This window comes from Nostoc sp., assembly GCF_036919895.1.
Taxonomy (GTDB): domain Bacteria; phylum Cyanobacteriota; class Cyanobacteriia; order Cyanobacteriales; family Nostocaceae; genus Nostoc.
In genome coordinates this window covers 64,076-81,197 of sequence record NZ_JBALBW010000125.1, presented here as the reverse complement: position 1 = coordinate 81,197, position 17,122 = coordinate 64,076, and the positions used below count along the sequence as shown (strand labels likewise).

Sequence of the window (17,122 nt, the reverse complement as noted above, 5' to 3'; positions counted from 1 at the left end):
CGCCGTTTTGACGTTACACAATCTGTCATTACACCATCTTTGCTCACCTGGTTCGAGGTTATTGGCTACACAGTTTTGCTAGAATCTGACATTGCTTTAGGTAAGCATCAGATAGGGCGGAGTAGTTATAGTGATGTGGGCACGAGTTGGTACCTTAACCTCAGACTGGCAGGAGTTTTTACCCTGGTACACAATCGATGGTGAGGATTTTCCTCCCAAAGGTGCAACAGAGATAGAGGTGCTGATTCAAGGAATTTTTGACAAACGGCGTTTCCTAGAACAAGTATTGCACTTGATAGTGTTTGAGGAAAACGGAACCAGCATTAGTAAAAAATTACTTCGCCGACCTTTTTGCACTACAAGGCAACACAAAAATCTTCGCGTCAAGGCTTGTAAATGGCGAATTATCAGTGATTAGTAGAAAAGCTAACTCACAATTAAAATTCCCCCTTCCTAATTACTTATTATGAATAAATCCCCTCTCCCCGCAGATGATTTACCTCCAACTGGAGCAACTATACTTAACGAGTTATTCTATAGGCAGTTAGAAGAAGCTACTTGTAGGCGATTTTATCAATCCTGCGGCCCACTCATGCGAGTTTTACTATCAAATTGTCACTGGTATTTCAAGATAAATACTAGTCCTTTGATGTTAATCATTATTTGCTATAACATAGAAAGTTATCTGCATATCGTCGATGCTGTTCCCAATTTTATCAAACAGTTGAAGCAGTTTTCTAACAAATCCAAAATTCACCTTTTTCCACCGGATAATAAAAGAGAACCTTGGGAAATAGAGATTGAAGAAACATGAGATTATGCAGGTTAGTCAAGCACGTAAATAAGACTCTTACTCGGAAATTGCTGAGTCTCAAATTAGACTTATTTGCTAGGATGGCAACGGTGTTTGATAGGGACTGTTTGAGTAGTATGTTTAACGCTCAAAATAGCCCTGTAAAAATTTCTCTTGTATTAACTATCAGCTACCGTAAATCCTTGTTTTTTAAACACAGTTTTGGCTTGATTTTCCGATAAAAATTGCACAAAATCCTTAGCAGCATCAACATTTTTACTGCTTTTGATAACTGCGATCGGATAGACGATGGGAGAATGGGGTTTTTCAGATGCAGTTGCTACAATTTTGACTAGCACCGAAAGATAGTTTGGTTTATTTCCACCGACTTACTTAGTGGGAAAACTCTTTATTAAGGTTCAGACTAGACTGCAACAATTAGAGAAGTTCAACCGTTGCAGAATCTGATGCTATCTACTGCAATCCTTGACGATATCTACGCAATTTCCATGCTGTGAGAGAAGATAAGCCAATTAACAAGAAACCAGAGATTGATGGTTCTGGGACTTTAGTAATTACCAGCGAAAGATTATCTGCGTAAGCGTCGTTTACTCGTCCTCTGGCATAATTGGCGTTCAGTAGTACATTAATTTGACGTGTACCCACAGGTACAGAGCCATCAGCTGACTGTAAAAATAAGCCTGTGGTGTTGTTTCTTTGCGCGGCAGTTGGTGAAGTAATACTTGCTATGCCTAGAGACTGGTTAGCTTGATCGAGGAAAGTAATGTTTAGTGCTGCACTATCTTCATCAGTGCTATATCCACCCAACCAGCCGTTTAAGTTAAACGTACCTTCACCTGCATCAATAGTTGAAGCCAGATTAGATATATCGATTAATTGCGAAGCACTGGAAGAGGCTCGATCTGCGCCGCCAAAAAACAGATTTTGACCGCGATCGCTTGGCCCTGGAACATCAGTACCAGGAACGGTAACATTCACTACATTACCTAATGGGTTGGTAAAACTAAAACCTGTTGCTCCGTACTTTAATACACTGAAACTACCTGTTGGAGTCCAGCCAGGGATAGTAGGTATATCAGCCCCAACAGCGTTACCAATTGGATCTCCTTGCCCAAGTTCTGCATCACCATTTACTATCAAATTAGTACCAAAGGTGGCAGCATAGATAGGGTTAGAAAGCAATAAACTAAATGTAAGTCCTGCTATCAAGGTTGTACCAATTTTGGCCATTACTTGAGGAAAGAAAGGAAATATAGTTTGTTTATTCATAGTTTGTTTTCTCCTTAGATTTACTAACAGCTTGTTTCAAACTCGTTTTTGGCAAGCTAAAACAGATATTTATTGCATAGTTACTTATGATGTTTGTTGAGTGTTAACACTCAACAGCCAACAGAACTATATAGCGGTTCTCAGTTGAGTGAGGTACAAGAACCCCACCCCCAACCCCCTCCCCGCAAGCGATGAGGGGACTATGATGTACCTCATGTGATTAGGAAACGCTATATATATTTGTCAATTAATGTGGAGCAGCTTAACTAATGCTTAAACAGTCCTCGATCTGAGCGTTTAAACTTTATAAATTACTCATCAGTATTTATGACATATCTTTTTATACGTACTTATATTTTTGAATAAAGACATAATACCAACTTGGTTGGAAAAAATCAATTCAACTACGTAATTAAACACTGACTTTATCAAAACTTTAAGTAAAAAGTTTTTTATCTTGATGAAATTACGCACATGACAAGACTTCAGGAGTAACTACGACTGTAGTGCTTTTACGATACCTACAACGAGGGAAGCGATCGCCTTCCCATTCTCGATGACGAACTGGAAGCATAGATGTGTGATAGTTTTTTTGGAGTAATGCCGCCAGGAATCGGTCAAATAGTTCTATTTTATTTGGTGTCAGGCTAGCTCCCACACCAAAACAAAGGAAAAACTAATAAGAAGTAGTGGCAAGGTATTATTCGCAAATATTACAAATAACCACACCTTTATAGACGGACACTACTACCATCACCAAGATGAAAATCTCTTAACCTTTCGTTACAATAAAAACATCGAGCAGGACAAAAACAAACCTCTCGAAGCTGAAATCAAAGGTGAACGACATGAATGGCACAATTCGCGTTGGTAATCTCTTCGGAATTCCCTTCTATATCCATCCGTCATGGTTTTTAGTTCTGGGTTTAGTAACTTGGAGCTATAGCAGTGGACTGGGGGCGCAATTTCCTCAATTGTCTGCGGGGTTAGCTTTGGTACTAGGATTGATGACAGCGCTGATGTTATTTGCCTCTGTCGTCGCCCATGAATTAGGCCACAGTTTCGTTGCGATTCGTCAGGGTATTGATGTCAAATCCATCACACTGTTTATATTTGGTGGTTTGGCTAGCTTAGAAAAAGAGTCAAAAACCCCTGGTGAGGCTTTCTGGGTAGCGATCGCTGGCCCAATAGTTAGCTTACTACTATGTGGTATCGTTACAGCTATTGGCGTTACTACTACTGCATCAGGCCCGTTAGCAGCAATTCTTGGTGTTCTCGCTTCTGTTAACTTAGCATTAGCCCTATTTAACCTGATTCCTGGCTTACCCTTAGATGGCGGAAATATACTGAAAGCTATTGTTTGGAAAATTACAGGAAATCCTTATAAAGGTGTAACCTTTGCGAGTCGAGTTGGGCAAATCTTTGGTTGGGTAGCAATTCTTTCCGGTATAGTTCCCCTACTATTCTTTGGCAGCTTCGGTAACTTCTGGAACTTGTTAATTGGCTTCTTTTTATTACAAAATGCTGGGAATGCGGCTCAATTTGCCAGAGTGCAAGAAAAACTTACAGGTTTGACTGCTGAAGATGCTGTAACTATTGATAGCCCGATTGTATCTGCAAATATTAGCCTAAGAGAGTTTGCCGATGAGCGAGTCATAAGTGGGCAAAACTGGCATCGGTTCTTAGTGACTGATGATGACGGACAATTAGTAGGTGCGATCGCAGTTGATAATTTACGAACTGTTCCAACAGCAATGTGGTCAGAAACTCAAATAAAAGAAGTCATGCGACCAATTACCGAATCTACCACAGTCCAATCAGATCAACCCCTGCTGGAAGTTATGCAGTTACTCGAACAAGAAAAGCTATCTGTGCTTCCCGTGATTCGTAAGAATGGCGTTCTAGTTGGAATCTTAGAAAAAACTGCAATTATCCAACTACTTCAAAGCCGAACTCAACCGAACCCTGCATAGATCAATAATTTGTAATTCTAGTTTCGACTCCACTCAGGTTAAGAGGAAAGGGATAATAAAACCCTTTCCTTTTTCCGTACTTTGGAAGTATATAGGAATCCGGTTTGATTTCTGAAAATATCCGTAGGATGTGTTATCACGGAGAGTACGGCATCAAACCCTTGATAACAGTGCGTTATGAACTCCGTTCTAACACACTCTACAATACCTAATTTCGTTCAAAAATCAAATAGTAATCCTATATGGAGTTTAGAGGAACAGATAAATTTTCTGGTTCTGGCTTCACGATCGCAACTGCTGCGATCGCACGTTGCCAAGTTAATTCTTTTGTAGTCTCATGCCAATGCCAGCGTAACAAGTTAGCGGATTGACTCTTAATAATTCCTGGTAAACCAATCGCTTTTCTCGGTGCATTAGTAGCTAAAGCGATCGCACTTTCTACATCACAAATTCCCCACTTCACCAAATTTTGCACTCCCACCAACAAGGGTAAAGTCGTCCCCGACAAAGTGCCATCGGCTAGTCGTGCCGTACCGTTTTTAACTTCAATTTCCCGACTATCCCAAGGATACACGCCATCGGGTAGCCCCAGAGGAGAAAGGGCATCGCTGACGAGGAACAGCCCTTTTTCCTGATAGCTAGCGCGAAGTAAAATTTGCAGCATCGTGGGCGAAACGTGTTCGCCATCAGCAATAAAACCACACATCACATCAGGATCGATAATTGCTGCCCCTAATAATCCTGGTTCGCGGTGATGTAATGCTGGCATGGCATTGAAAGCATGAGTTACCATCGTTGCACCCTCCTCGAAGGCACGTTGGGCTTGGTCAGATGTTGCCTGAGAATGCCCTAAACTGACAATAATCCCCAGAGAACGCAAATATGGAATTACTTCGCCAGTGAAATCTAACTCTGGTGCTAAGGTGATGACTTTCACGACATGGGCATAATCACCCAAAACCCGCTTTACCCGATCCATCGTCAAGGGTAAGAGATACTCTGCTGGGTGTGCGCCGCGCTTTTGGAAATTCAAAAATGGCCCTTCTAGGTGTACTCCCAGAATCTTGGCACCTGCTGGTTGATTGGGGATAACTTCAGCAATAATCGCAAGCGATCGCTGAATATTTTCGACTGAAGTTGTCACAAGTGTTGGTAAAAATCCATCTACCCCGACATCCCACAAAAATTGTGAGATTTTCTGAAGCTTGTGAGAATTTTCAGCCGTCAAATCAGGAAATGCCAAACCCAAAGCACCGTTAATTTGCAAATCAACGCCACCCAATGAAATCCAGTCGCCAGCAACATTTATTATAGATGCGCGGCTGCGGGCTTCTACTGTACCCATCGGCAAGATTTGCTCAATTATGCCCTCTTGGTTAACCAAGAGCATCTGCAAATCTTTGTAACCAGGCACTCTAGCATTGATAATATCTACAGGATTTTGTATTGCTTGGGTCATCACACTGACGAGAAGAAAGATAAATCTGATTTTAGATGCAATCAACATCAATCAATGAGATGATAAATCGGCATAACCTAGCTTCCATAAGCTAGCTCAAGTAATTTTGAATTTTAAATTTTAAATTTTTAATTATTATGACTCCCCTAGTTGGTATTATCATGGGCAGCGATTCTGATTTGCCCACCATGAAAGACGCGATCGCAGTTTGTGACGAATTTGGCGTTGAAAACGAAGTAGCGATCGTTTCTGCTCATCGTACCCCAGAACGAATGGTGCAATATGCCCAACTTGCCCACCAACGAGGCATTAAGGTAATTATTGCCGGTGCCGGTGGTGCTGCCCATCTGCCGGGAATGGTAGCGTCTTTAACTCCACTTCCTGTCATCGGTGTTCCTATACCCACCCGGAATTTACAAGGTGTGGATTCTTTGTATTCTATTTTACAAATGCCTGGGGGTATTCCTGTGGCAACAGTGGCGATCGGTAATGCCAAAAATGCTGGACTTTTAGCAGTACAAATCCTCGCAACTCAGCAACCAGAATTGCTAGAAAGAGTGCAACAATATCGCCAAACCCTATGTGAATCAGTAATTGCAAAACAAGCCAAACTAGAACAACTAGGCTATGAGCAATATTTACAGCAAATGTTTTAATAAATCTTAACAGCAGAACGGTGGAGCAGAGAAGCAGCAAGTTTTTCCCCCACGCCCAATTCCCAATTAAATTTTAAGATTGAAGCGATCGCTCCAGAATCAATACAGCATTGTGAAGTATCTTGATTCTGAGAACTTAGTCAAAAATTGAGAGCTACAACATCCATGTGTCAATTGCTCGGAATGAATTGCAATGTTCCAACAGATATTTGCTTTTCTTTTGAAGGGTTTTCTGCACGGGGAGGAAGAACAGATCATCATAGCGATGGTTGGGGCATTGCTTTCTTTGAAGGAAAGGGATGTCGGATGTTTTTAGATGCCCAACCTTCTGTTGCTTCTCCGGTCGCGGAGCTAGTGCGGAGTTATCCTATCCACTCAACCCATGTCATCGCCCATATCCGTAAAGCTACTCAGGGTGAAGTTACCCTAGAAAACTGCCATCCTTTCCGCAGAGAATTGTGGGGTAAGTATTGGGTATTTGCCCACAACGGTAATTTGCCCAATTTTCATCCCGAAAATTTAGGCTTTTATCAAGCCGTAGGTGACACCGATAGCGAAAAAGCATTCTGCACGATCCTAGAAACATTGCGATCGCGCTTTCCTAAAGGTGAGCCTGATATCAAGGAACTCTACTCAGTGCTGCAAGAAATTACTGCTGTAATTGCAAAATTTGGTATATTTAATTACTTACTATCAGATGGAGAACACTTTTTTGCTTATTGCTCAACCAAACTAAGCTACATTGTCCGCCAAGCGCCCTTTGCAGCTGCTCACTTGATCGATCAAGACATGACTGTAGATTTTCGGGAGGTGACTACTGAGCACGATCGCGTCGCTGTCATTGCCACCACACCCCTGACTGACAATGAATTTTGGACACAAATCCAACCGGGAGAATTACTAGTTTTTCAGGACGGATTACCTCTGAAATATCCCCTTAGTTAAGAACCGCTACTAACTAAAAGCGCTTGTTGCTTTGCTAGCACTTGTTTGCGTAATAAGAGCAATTTTTTATCTTTAATGCCTTCTGCCATCAATCCATCGACAGTTCTCATTAGATAATCAGCACAGGAACCCAATTTTCCCGATGCAGTGGCAATACTATTTACAGTGGTTGTTAATGGTATGCGATCGGCGTACCTGGGATGTTGACGATTGGCAACAAAGGCGATCGCTTTGAATTCCTCTGTCCCATCAAAAACCCTTACCCAACGAGCAAGGTAAACACCAGCTATCATCTCCCGTTGCCAAATTAGCAGTAATTCTTTTGGCACATCGGCAGCAGCAATTCGATAAATAACGCCACGACAACTACCGCCGCGATCGAGTCCTAAGAGTAATCCGGGATTCTCTGGAGTCCCCCGACCAAGGATCATCCATGTACAGAAGCGCCGATGCCAACCATAAATAATCCCAGGACGGCGCTCAATGTATGCGATTAAGGGATTCCAAATTAGCGAACCGTAGGCAAATATCCAGATATCAGAATTTGCTGGTTGCTGTTGTAGGGTTTCCTGAAGCGATCGCTGTAACTCATCTTCACTGAGTGTAGTTAGCTTGATTCCAGAGTGTGATGCTTCTAATAGTCTTGTCTGTTCGTTTCCGGCTTCGAGGTCGCTACGACTAAGTGACATAATGCAGATTATTTTAGTTATTTAATAGCAAGTTGCTTGATATTTAGCTAGCTCATTCTAATCACAATTTAATATTTTAAACTCAGGTATTGTAATTATCCATAGAACTGATAAAATCACCATATTCTCGATAGAGAATATGAGGTTTGTGTGTATTTGTAACCAGATACTTGCAAAAATCTAGTACCATAATACAGTAATATACTGTATTGCGATCTAGTAAGTGTAGATTTAGGGGAGGAAATAGAATGAGTTTGTGGCAACGCCCACTGAAAAGATTACAAGCGATGTCTTACGACAAGCTGCTACGCATCTACGCTGAACACATAACATATCGGTTCAGACTAAATTCGCTCAAAGGCTTTGGATCAATCTTTTTGGTAGGGACTGTATTGAGTGTGGCGCTTACCGCCTGTTCTGGTGGAGGAACTGGGAGTAATTCTTCCTCTGAAACCCCTAATGCTACTCCTGTGGCTGCAAGCAAAGATAATGTTGAACTAACTCTGGTTTCCTTTGCGGTTACGAAAGCGGCTCACGAAGCAATTATTCCTAAATTTGTAGAACAGTGGAAGAAAGACCATAACCAAACTGTCGTCTTCAAGCAAAGCTATGGCGGCTCTGGTTCCCAAACTCGCGCCGTTATCGATGGTTTGGAAGCAGATGTCGTCCACTTGGCGCTAGCTGGAGACACCTCAAATATTGAGAAGGCTGGATTGATTCAGCCAGGATGGGAAAAGGAAGTTCCCAACAATGGTATTGTTTCAAAATCAGTGGCAGCATTAGTTACACGTCCAGGCAATCCTAAAAACATCAAGACCTGGGAAGATTTATCCAAAGATGGTATAAAACTAATTACTGCCGATCCGAAAACATCAGGAGTTGCTCGCTGGAATTTCTTAGCCCTTTGGAATTCAGTGATTAAAACTGGTGGAGATGATGCTAAAGCGACTGAGTTTGTTACCAAAGTCTACGGAAATGTGCCTTTGTTAACCAGAGATGCTCGTGAAGCTACTGAGGCATTTTTCAAGCAGGGTCAAGGTGATGCCCTGATTAACTATGAAAATGAGATTATCTTGGCAGAACAAAAAGGTGAAAAGTTGACTGCGATCATCCCTGATGTGAATATCTCCATTGATAATCCGATCGCAGTGGTAGACAAAAATGTAGATAAGCACGGTACGCGGGAAGTTGCCGAAGGTTTTGTCAAATATTTGTATACTCCAGAGGCTCAACAGGAGTTTGCAAAATTGGGATTCCGACCAGTAGATGATACTTTGACCCTAAGTAAGGAAGTTGGAGACAAATTTCCCAAGGTGAAAACTCTGGGTACAGTTGCAGACTTCGGGGGTTGGGATGGAATCAATAAGAAGTTCTTCGCAGACGGAGCTATTTTTGATCGGATTCAAGCCAAGAAAAAGTAATTTGTCATTTGTTAATGGTCGGGGAACAAAAGACCGACTACTGACAAAAAACTTCGGTATTGCTGAATCGAGGTATGAATCTAGATATAGAGACGCAACATTTTGCGTTTCTACAAGGATTTTTAAATTACGCAAAACTATTTTTCATTCCGCAATCGGCAATACCAAAACTTTTTGTGAAATTTCAATTTTAAGTGTTTAATTATGATGAGTGTATCTCCTTCTCTAGAAGTTGAACGCAAAACGCCATTCTGGAAGAAATTGGGGCGGGTTCCTTGGACTTGGCGAATCACCATTGGATACCTGACGGTGATGTTGTTTATCCCCATAGCTGCCATGTTCTTGAAAGCAAGTACGGAACCTCCAGCGAGATTTTGGGCGATCGCAACCAGTGATATCGCTTTAGCAACATACAATGTAACTTTTTTTACAGCAATCTTTGCTGCCTTGCTCAATGGCGTATTTGGAACTCTAATTGCTTGGGTTCTAGTTCGTTACGACTTTCCCTTAAAACGCTTGATTGATGCCACAGTAGATTTACCCTTTGCACTACCAACTTCGGTAGCAGGTTTAACATTGGCAACAGTTTACAGCGATAATGGCTGGATAGGTTCGTTACTAGCACCACTGGGAATTAAGGTATCTTTTACCCGCACGGGAGTAGCGGTAGCAATGATATTTATCTCACTACCTTTTATTGTGAGAACTGTGCAACCCGTACTTCAGGAAATGGAACATGAAATTGAAGAAGCTGCTTGGTGTCTGGGTGCTTCTCAATGGCAGACCTTCTGGAAAGTAATTTTGCCACCTTTATTTCCGACGATTTTAACTGGTGTTGCCTTGGGTTTCTCCCGTGCTGTTGGGGAATATGGGTCAACTGTAATTATCTCTTCTAATACACCCTATAAAGATTTAATCGCACCTGTGCTGATTTTCCAGCGATTAGAGCAATATGACTATTCTGGTGCAACAGTAATTGGCATAGTTTTATTATCAATTTCGTTGGTATTGCTATTGGCAATTAATTTCTTACAAGCATGGGCAAGGCGATATGACACTAGATAAGCCAAGTTTTCATTCATCTGCATCTGATACACATACAGCCAAGCCGAAAGAGCAGAAGAGTTGGGTGCCAATAGTTTTAATTGGGATAGCGATCGCTTATTTAGCCCTGGTTCAATACATCCCGGCAATCAACGTTTTTGTCCAAGCTTTCAGCAAGGGAACTGGGCCGTTTCTATCCAACCTGACGCGGCCAGCTTTTCTCCATGCAGCTTGGTTAACGCTATTATTAGCTGTGATTTCTCTACCTTTAAATACAGTATTTGGGCTATGTGCAGCTTGGGCGATAGCTCGTCATAAATTTCCCGGACGCGCCCTAGTTTTAAGCATTATTGACCTGCCTTTTTCCATCTCACCCGTAGTTGCAGGATTGATGATTGTGCTACTTTACGGACGCAATGGATGGTTTGGCCCTTGGCTGCAAGCCCATGATATCAAGATCGTCTTTGCCTTTCCAGGTATGGTGCTGGCTACAGCCTTCGTGAGTATGCCCTTTGTAGCGCGGGAAGTGATTCCCGTTTTAGAGGAATTTGGTAAAGATCAAGAAGAAGCTGCAAGAACTCTAGGTGCAAAAGATTGGCAGATATTTTGGCGCGTCACCTTACCTAGCATCCGTTGGGGCTTACTCTACGGTTTAATTTTGACCAACGCCAGAGCAATGGGTGAATTCGGGGCGGTTTCGGTGGTATCCGGCAACATTGGTGACCAAACCCAGAGCTTACCACTGTTTGTAGAAGATGCTTACAAACAGTATGAAACCGAAGCTGCTTTCTCTGCGGCTGTACTGTTAGCGTTGCTAGCAGTAGTAACCTTAGTGCTGAAAGAGATTTTAGAACGCAAAACCAGCATTAAAGATGTTGAATAATTAGATATGGGACATTGGTTATTTCCCCTTGCTCCTTTGTCCCCAATGTCCAATCCTCTTGATAGTGAAAATCATGTCTAGCGACAATACACTTACCAATAAACGGATTCGACTCAGAATTCCTAAAGACTATCACCAGGAACCTGTGATTTCTCGCCTGGTGTCTGACTACAATCTGACTGTGAATATCACAGCAGCCATTCTGGGAGCCAATGCTGTCGGTGATGGTTGGTTTTATCTTGAACTACAAGGAAGTTAATTTACTCAGAATGTTAATTGAACTTTCAACTTCAGAAGTAGCTAATGTTGGTGCTGTAAAAATCCGCGAGTACAAACTTGATGGTTGCTGATGAGCAACAACTGGTAAAACTTGACGAGCATGGGCGGCTAATTCCACTGCCTTCACATCATAAGTCTGCGTTGCTAATTTGGGATAGAAACCAATTCCGATGATTGGCAGCAACAAACAAGCGGTAATAAATATTTCGCGGGGTTTAACATCAGATATTACAGCATCCAAGTGTAACTCTTGATTTTGCTCACCGTAGAATACTTGACGCAGCATCGATAGTAAATAAATCGGTGTCAAAATCACGCCCACTGCTGACAGCAGCACAACTACAATTTTGAAGCTGGAACTGTAAACATCACTGGTGGCGATACCGAGAAATACCATCAACTCACCCACAAAACCACTCATTCCGGGTAAGGCGAGAGAAGCCATTGAACCAATGGTAAACAGAGCAAAGGTTTTAGGCATTACCTTGGCCATGCCACCCATTTTATCCATCATCAAGGTGTGGGTGCGATCGTATGTTACGCCAGACAGGAAGAATAAGCTAGCAGCAATCAAGCCGTGGGAAACCATCTGTAGCACTGCACCACTGATACCTAGTTCTGTGTAAGAGGCAATCCCAATCAGCACAAACCCCATGTGGGCAATTGAAGAGTAAGCCAAGCGCCGTTTCAGATTGGTTTGAGCGAAGGCACAGCAAGCACCGTAGACAATGTTAACCACACCTAGAATTGCCAGCACTGGGGCAAAAGTTACATGGGCATTGGGCAACATTTCCACATTGAAGCGGATGAGTGCATAACCACCCATTTTTAATAACACACCAGCCAAAATCATCGAACCGGGTGCTGATGCTTCACCGTGGGCATCAGGTAGCCAAGTATGTAAGGGGAAAATCGGTAACTTCACACCAAAGGCAATCAAGAAACCTGCATAAACCAACAATTCCAAGGTTTTGGGGTATTCTTTCATTCCGAGAGTCGCCATGTCGAAGGTGACGGTATCTCCAGAGAATGCCATTGCAAAACCGGCAATCAAGATAAATATTGATGCGGCGGCGGTGTAAAGAATGAATTTAGTAGCTGCATAACGGCGATTTTGTCCTCCCCAGATGCAAATCAGCAGGTAAACCGGCACTAACTCGATTTCCCACATTAAGAAGAACAATAACAAATCCTGGGCGACGAATACGCCAAGTTGGGCGCTGTACATCGCTAGCATCAAACCATAAAATAATCGCGGCTTGGTAGTAACTTTCCAAGCCGCGAAGATTGCGAGGGTATTTATTAAGCCTGTTAGAAGCAGTAAGGGCATCGATAAACCATCAACCCCCACAGCCCAATGCAAACCTAACTGCGGTATCCAAGGATAGTTTTCTACAAGTTGGAGTGTTGAACTCTGAAAGTCGTACTTATACCAAAAAGCACAAATCATCAGTGCAAAGTCGGCGATCGCAACTCCCAGACCATACCACCGCACAGTTCTACCTTCTTTGTCTGGGATCAGGGGGATGGCTAAGGCAGCCACCAAGGGTAAGAGGATTATGGCTGTTAGCCAGGGAAATTCAATAGCATTCATCACTTCTGACAATCAATCTGCCTTTTCGCTTTTAGTTACATTATATTAAGTAATTTTTACTTTTGTAAATATTGCTTATCTTTAAAAGATTAAATTTTTAATATCGATAAGAACATATACTCATGAAATGTCATATTTTCAGAATAAATAAGAATAAATACTTATCGATTTTTTCCGTTTCCATTTTAAATGTAAACTTTTGCAACGTCAATAAAAAATGCTAGCTAAAGCCACCATTACAATCTCGTTACATTATATAGAACATTTTTGAGGTAGAAACAATCCTCAAACCTATGCAGAGTAAGGGAAATACACCAATTGCTCAAAAATGCCTGAAATTCAGCTATGGCAATATAGCAAGCAAAACGATATTAAGGTTTCCGATGCGGTTTTTCAATCGTAGGTAGATGGCTCATCGACAACAAAATCACTACACTCGATTTAGCCTATAACTTTAGTCAAGGCAGATTTAGTTCTTTTTAGATTTTCTTTACAAATCAGTTCTAAACTCTTACCCATTTCAATACCTTAGTATTTTTATCATAGCGATAGGTAATGCCGTCTCTATTAGTGATAGTTTCCCCTTTGCTTGCCTTACTTCTAATAGTAGTAACGGAATAGTCGGTTAATTCGTTCATTTCTTTATGAGACAACCCTTCGACTATGCTTGTTTCTGATTGAATTAGAGATTTATCTTGAGACGAATCATCTATTTTTATTTGAGGATTTGTGTAAGGAATAGTAACAATTGCTTTTTGAGTCCGATAATCCTGCACGGTCACAAGTCGCCAACTAGAATCTTGTGACAGTTCCAAAACCCATTGATGATAATTAAACAGGCTTTCTCGATGCCCAACACTGATAAATGTTGTTTTTGTCTCTTGTAACTGTTGATATAACCTTCCTTCATTTTCCAAATCTAAAGCACTCGTTGCTTCATCTAATATAGTAAAGCTAGGATGAGTAACTAACAGGCGTGCAAAAGCTAGGCGTTGTTGTTCTCCTATCGATAATATATTCTCCCAGGGAACTTCTGTATCAAAGCCATCGACTCGACTAAGTAAGTTTTGCAGGTTGACTTGTTGCAAAACTTCTTTGAGTTCTGCGTCGGTCATTTGACGATTTGTATTAGGGTAGAGTAACTGTTCGCGCAAAGTTCCCAAAATTATATATGGGCGTTGAGGCAAAAATAAGACTTCTTCTAAAGGAGGTCGCACTAAACGACCAGTTCCCGCATTCCACAAACCAGCGATCGCTCTCAATAGAGAACTTTTACCTCGACCACTAGGGCCGACAATCAATAAACCTTCTCCTGGTTGAACAGACAACGATAAATCTTCAACAATCACCTGTTCATAGTTGGGCGTTTGTAAGGTGACATTTTCAAAAGCAAGATGGTTTTCTTCTATTGTTTTAATAGTACTGATATTTTCGGGTTGCTTAGTTACTTCTTCTAAAGCATCTGAAAAGTCAGATAAACGCTCAACGTAACTCGAAAATCGCCCAGAAGTTCCAAATTCATTGATTAATTCTGCCATAGCGTTAGCAAACAAACCAGTAGCTAAACTGGCTTGGCCAACTTGTCCGAAATCAATTTCACCATTAATATATAATGGCCCAAGTACTAGAAACGGAAATATTTGGATAATAGCCTGATATCCCCTGTTAAAAATTTCCTTACCTCTCTCCCAATTAATCTTGCGTTCAATATTTTTTAGGAGATTACTGAATCGGCGCTGAATTATATTTGATTCTTGGTTTTCTCCTTGAAAAAAAGCTATCGATTCAGCGTGATTACGAACATGAGTTAGGGAATAATTATATTCAGCTTTAAGTTCAAGTTCCTCTTGATTAATCTTATTCAATTCCTGAGTTAAGTAAATAGCAATCAAATTTCCTATGACTGTATAAACAAGCATAACAATAGCGATCTGTTGGGAAATTGACCAAACAATTACTAAAAAAGCCGTCATTTCCAGAACTTTTTCTAAGAAAGTAGCTGAAAAAGTTAGAGCATTACTGGTAATGGGTTCAATTTCTTGAGATATCCGTTGATCTGGGTTATCAATATCAGATTTAAAGTTGATTCTATAATAAGCACGATTACTCAAATATTTTGATAGTGTGCGATTATTTAGCCATTTGTACCAATCAAGAGCAACTTTTTTTCTGACAAACTTAGAAAATCCTACCAAGAAGGTTACGCAGATCAGGCTAACGCCGTAAATTGACAATATTTTAGTAAACTTAGTAATATCTTTCTCTTCAATGATGACATTGACTAAATAGTTACTAATGAAGGTATTGAAGGCAGCTACGCCCACGAGTGCGATTATTAATAAGATCAAGAGAATGAGCATTCCCCATGCGCGAATCACGTCTGAAAATGCTCTGTCTCCTGGCTCTGTTGGATACCAATAAGGCCCGGCGATCGCTCTAACATTCTCCCAAAATTTATTAAAAGCCAACAATGGAGAAGTAGTATCTTTTAAGGTTTGATTGCGAAGAACTTGGGCTTGCATATTTTATAATAATTACGTCGAAAATTTTCTATTACTGTATCACTGAAGTCAAGGTAAATATAGCCGGAAAATATTGTTGGATAAGCTTTTTAGCTATTGCTTTTTTAGAAATCATCCAAGCCTAGTTTGCTTTGAGTAAGACATCCTCTCAGACCTTCGGCAAAGCTGAGGTCGATATAGCTGCGATACCTGCGGTGGGACTAGCCAACGCAACTTCATCAATCACATCAGGTAGTTCATCTTCCACAAGTCGTAGGCGAGGGTAGAAGTAGCTAATACAAGTTGCTGAAATAGTCAAAATTCCTATGATGATGCACAGAAGCCCCATACCACGACCTGTACCGACACGAATAATTTGTCCGATACTACCCGCTAATAAACCATCAGTAGCCATTAAGGGTTCAAACACCTTTTCTGCCAAAGGCCCTATCGTAATATAGCCTAGAGGTAAACCTACAGCTTCGATCGCTCCTTTAATAGAAAAAACTCTACCCTGCACTAATGGTTCTACTTTCGACTGAAAAATAGCTTGTGTTGAACTAGCAATTATTGGTCGGATCAAAAAGAATAAGAAGATGCCGACAATGAAGACAAAAATAGAAGCTTGCAAGCCGGCAACAATAAGAAACACACCTGTGAGCAACATACAGCTATATATCGTATTCATATTACGCTCTAGACCTCCCCAGATACCAATCAGTAAACCCCCTGCTAAAATAGCAACGCCAAAGAGCGAAAGAATAGTCCCTAAAACTGTTACGGGAGCAAAAGATAACACCAGAGGTATAGTGATAACCTGAACACATCCTACAAGAAAAAGGCTATAAGCTGAAATGATTAACACTCCTAGTAGTCCTGGTCGAGCCAATAAATAGGTTAATCCATAAGTTGTTTCTTTGAGAAAAGAACTTTCCTCAATTGCAACAGCAGGAGTGCTGGATTTAGGAAACTGAAGCAGCAACAAAAGAATAATACTCAAAAATACGGTAGTTAAATGCAGCACAATAATCCCTTGCAGAGAAATCATCCCTAACAAGATACCTCCTAAAGGTGGTGCGACAAGCCGCGCTGTACCGTTCATGAAACTCAGCATTCCATTAGCACGACCAAGGTGCTGTTTTGGTACTAATAGGGTTATGGAAGCGATGAAAGCGGGTATCTGAAAAGCCATGAAGATAGCACCGAAGGTATTAGCTAAGTAAATATGCCACACTTCCAATCTACCGATGATAAATAAAGCACCGATCGCCACTATTGCTAAAGTTGCAAATAAATCGCTGAGAATCATTGTCCATCTCCGATCCCACCGATCCACTAATAACCCAGCTACAGGTGCAAGTAAGATCAGAGGTAAAGTATTGGAAAGGGTAATAAGAGCAAATTGGGTGACAGAACCGGTCTGTTCATAAACCCAAACATCCAAAGCAAATGCGGTGATGCTGCTACCAATACATGCAATCAGCTGTCCCACCCAAACAATGATAAACAGTTTCATCTCACGGAAAATAGTCAGTGGGTTTTTTTCTATACTTGCTAACACGATAAACTCCTAAGTGTATGCATATTCAAACTTT

Annotated in this window: 16 protein-coding genes and 1 pseudogene; 9 read left to right on the top strand and 8 right to left on the bottom strand. The window is 41.2% G+C overall.

Going from position 1 to position 17,122, the window contains the following annotated elements:
- Positions 1–130 precede the first annotated feature (130 nt).
- Positions 131–418, top strand: coding sequence for a hypothetical protein (locus tag V7K55_RS25040; RefSeq protein ID WP_334835646.1), 288 nt, complete (start codon positions 131–133; stop codon positions 416–418).
- Positions 419–466: 48 nt separating this feature from the next.
- Positions 467–814, top strand: coding sequence for a hypothetical protein (locus V7K55_RS25035; RefSeq protein WP_334835645.1), 348 nt, complete (start codon positions 467–469; stop codon positions 812–814).
- Between the two features lie 158 nt (positions 815–972).
- Here the strand turns inward: V7K55_RS25035 and V7K55_RS25030 are convergent, their stop codons facing one another.
- The 3 genes from V7K55_RS25030 to V7K55_RS25020 all read right to left on the bottom strand — a co-directional run bounded on the left by V7K55_RS25030 (position 973) and on the right by V7K55_RS25020 (position 2,741).
- Positions 973–1,152 carry an extracellular solute-binding protein gene (locus tag V7K55_RS25030; RefSeq protein ID WP_442949113.1) on the bottom strand — a complete coding sequence of 60 codons (180 nt, stop codon included), beginning with the start codon at positions 1,150–1,152 and terminating at the stop codon, positions 973–975.
- Between the two features lie 115 nt (positions 1,153–1,267).
- Positions 1,268–2,083, bottom strand: coding sequence for a PEP-CTERM sorting domain-containing protein (locus V7K55_RS25025; protein ID WP_334835644.1), 816 nt, complete (start codon positions 2,081–2,083; stop codon positions 1,268–1,270).
- A gap of 466 nt (positions 2,084–2,549) precedes the next feature.
- Positions 2,550–2,741, bottom strand: coding sequence for a hypothetical protein (locus V7K55_RS25020; RefSeq protein WP_334835642.1), 192 nt, complete (start codon positions 2,739–2,741; stop codon positions 2,550–2,552).
- Positions 2,742–2,931: 190 nt separating this feature from the next.
- Between V7K55_RS25020 and V7K55_RS25015 the strand changes: the two genes are divergently transcribed.
- On the top strand, positions 2,932–4,056 hold the full coding sequence (locus tag V7K55_RS25015; RefSeq protein WP_334835697.1) for a site-2 protease family protein: 1,125 nt from the start codon (positions 2,932–2,934) through the stop codon (positions 4,054–4,056).
- Positions 4,057–4,294: 238 nt separating this feature from the next.
- Here V7K55_RS25015 and nagA read toward each other — a convergent pair whose 3' ends face one another.
- The gene (gene nagA / locus V7K55_RS25010) at positions 4,295–5,515 is read right to left on the bottom strand and encodes an N-acetylglucosamine-6-phosphate deacetylase (RefSeq protein WP_334835640.1); all 1,221 of its coding nucleotides are present in this window, start codon (positions 5,513–5,515) and stop codon (positions 4,295–4,297) included.
- Positions 5,516–5,652: 137 nt separating this feature from the next.
- On the opposite strand from nagA, the gene purE reads away from it, so the two are divergent.
- Together purE and V7K55_RS25000 are read left to right on the top strand one after the other, a co-directional pair.
- A complete protein-coding gene (gene purE, locus V7K55_RS25005; RefSeq protein ID WP_094341479.1) occupies positions 5,653–6,171 on the top strand; it encodes a 5-(carboxyamino)imidazole ribonucleotide mutase in 519 nt (172 codons plus the stop codon).
- Positions 6,172–6,336: 165 nt separating this feature from the next.
- Positions 6,337–7,116: a class II glutamine amidotransferase gene (locus V7K55_RS25000; RefSeq protein WP_334835638.1), complete on the top strand. Its 780-nt coding sequence runs from the start codon at positions 6,337–6,339 to the stop codon at positions 7,114–7,116.
- Here the strand turns inward: V7K55_RS25000 and V7K55_RS24995 are convergent.
- Complete coding sequence (locus tag V7K55_RS24995) at positions 7,113–7,805, bottom strand: gamma-glutamylcyclotransferase (protein WP_334835636.1); 693 nt, start codon at positions 7,803–7,805, stop codon at positions 7,113–7,115. The genes V7K55_RS25000 and V7K55_RS24995 overlap by 4 nt on opposite strands.
- A gap of 248 nt (positions 7,806–8,053) precedes the next feature.
- Between V7K55_RS24995 and V7K55_RS24990 the strand changes: the two genes are divergently transcribed.
- The 4 genes and pseudogenes from V7K55_RS24990 to V7K55_RS24975 all read left to right on the top strand — a co-directional run.
- On the top strand, positions 8,054–9,226 hold the full coding sequence (locus tag V7K55_RS24990) for a sulfate ABC transporter substrate-binding protein (protein ID WP_334835635.1): 1,173 nt from the start codon (positions 8,054–8,056) through the stop codon (positions 9,224–9,226).
- 207 nt (positions 9,227–9,433) lie between these two features.
- A complete protein-coding gene (gene cysT, locus V7K55_RS24985; RefSeq protein WP_334835695.1) occupies positions 9,434–10,291 on the top strand; it encodes a sulfate ABC transporter permease subunit CysT in 858 nt (285 codons plus the stop codon).
- Complete coding sequence (gene cysW, locus V7K55_RS24980; RefSeq protein ID WP_334835633.1) at positions 10,278–11,153, top strand: sulfate ABC transporter permease subunit CysW; 876 nt, start codon at positions 10,278–10,280, stop codon at positions 11,151–11,153. The genes cysT and cysW overlap by 14 nt, the downstream gene beginning before the upstream one ends.
- Positions 11,154–11,226: 73 nt before the next feature.
- Positions 11,227–11,409: pseudogene (locus V7K55_RS24975) on the top strand (NIL domain-containing protein); the annotation flags it as partial.
- Here the strand turns inward: V7K55_RS24975 and V7K55_RS24970 are convergent.
- The 3 genes from V7K55_RS24970 to V7K55_RS24960 all read right to left on the bottom strand — a co-directional run bounded on the left by V7K55_RS24970 (position 11,398) and on the right by V7K55_RS24960 (position 17,088).
- Positions 11,398–13,026, bottom strand: a complete 1,629-nt coding sequence (locus V7K55_RS24970; protein ID WP_334835631.1) for an NAD(P)H-quinone oxidoreductase subunit 4 — start codon at positions 13,024–13,026, stop codon at positions 11,398–11,400. The pseudogene V7K55_RS24975 and the gene V7K55_RS24970 overlap by 12 nt on opposite strands.
- Positions 13,027–13,529: 503 nt before the next feature.
- Entirely contained in the window at positions 13,530–15,548 is a 2,019-nt protein-coding gene (locus V7K55_RS24965) for an ABC transporter ATP-binding protein/permease (RefSeq protein WP_334835629.1), read from the bottom strand.
- 148 nt (positions 15,549–15,696) lie between these two features.
- Positions 15,697–17,088 (bottom strand): MFS transporter, encoded by a 1,392-nt coding sequence (locus V7K55_RS24960; protein ID WP_334835627.1) that lies wholly within the window; start codon positions 17,086–17,088, stop codon positions 15,697–15,699.
- Positions 17,089–17,122 lie beyond the last annotated feature (34 nt).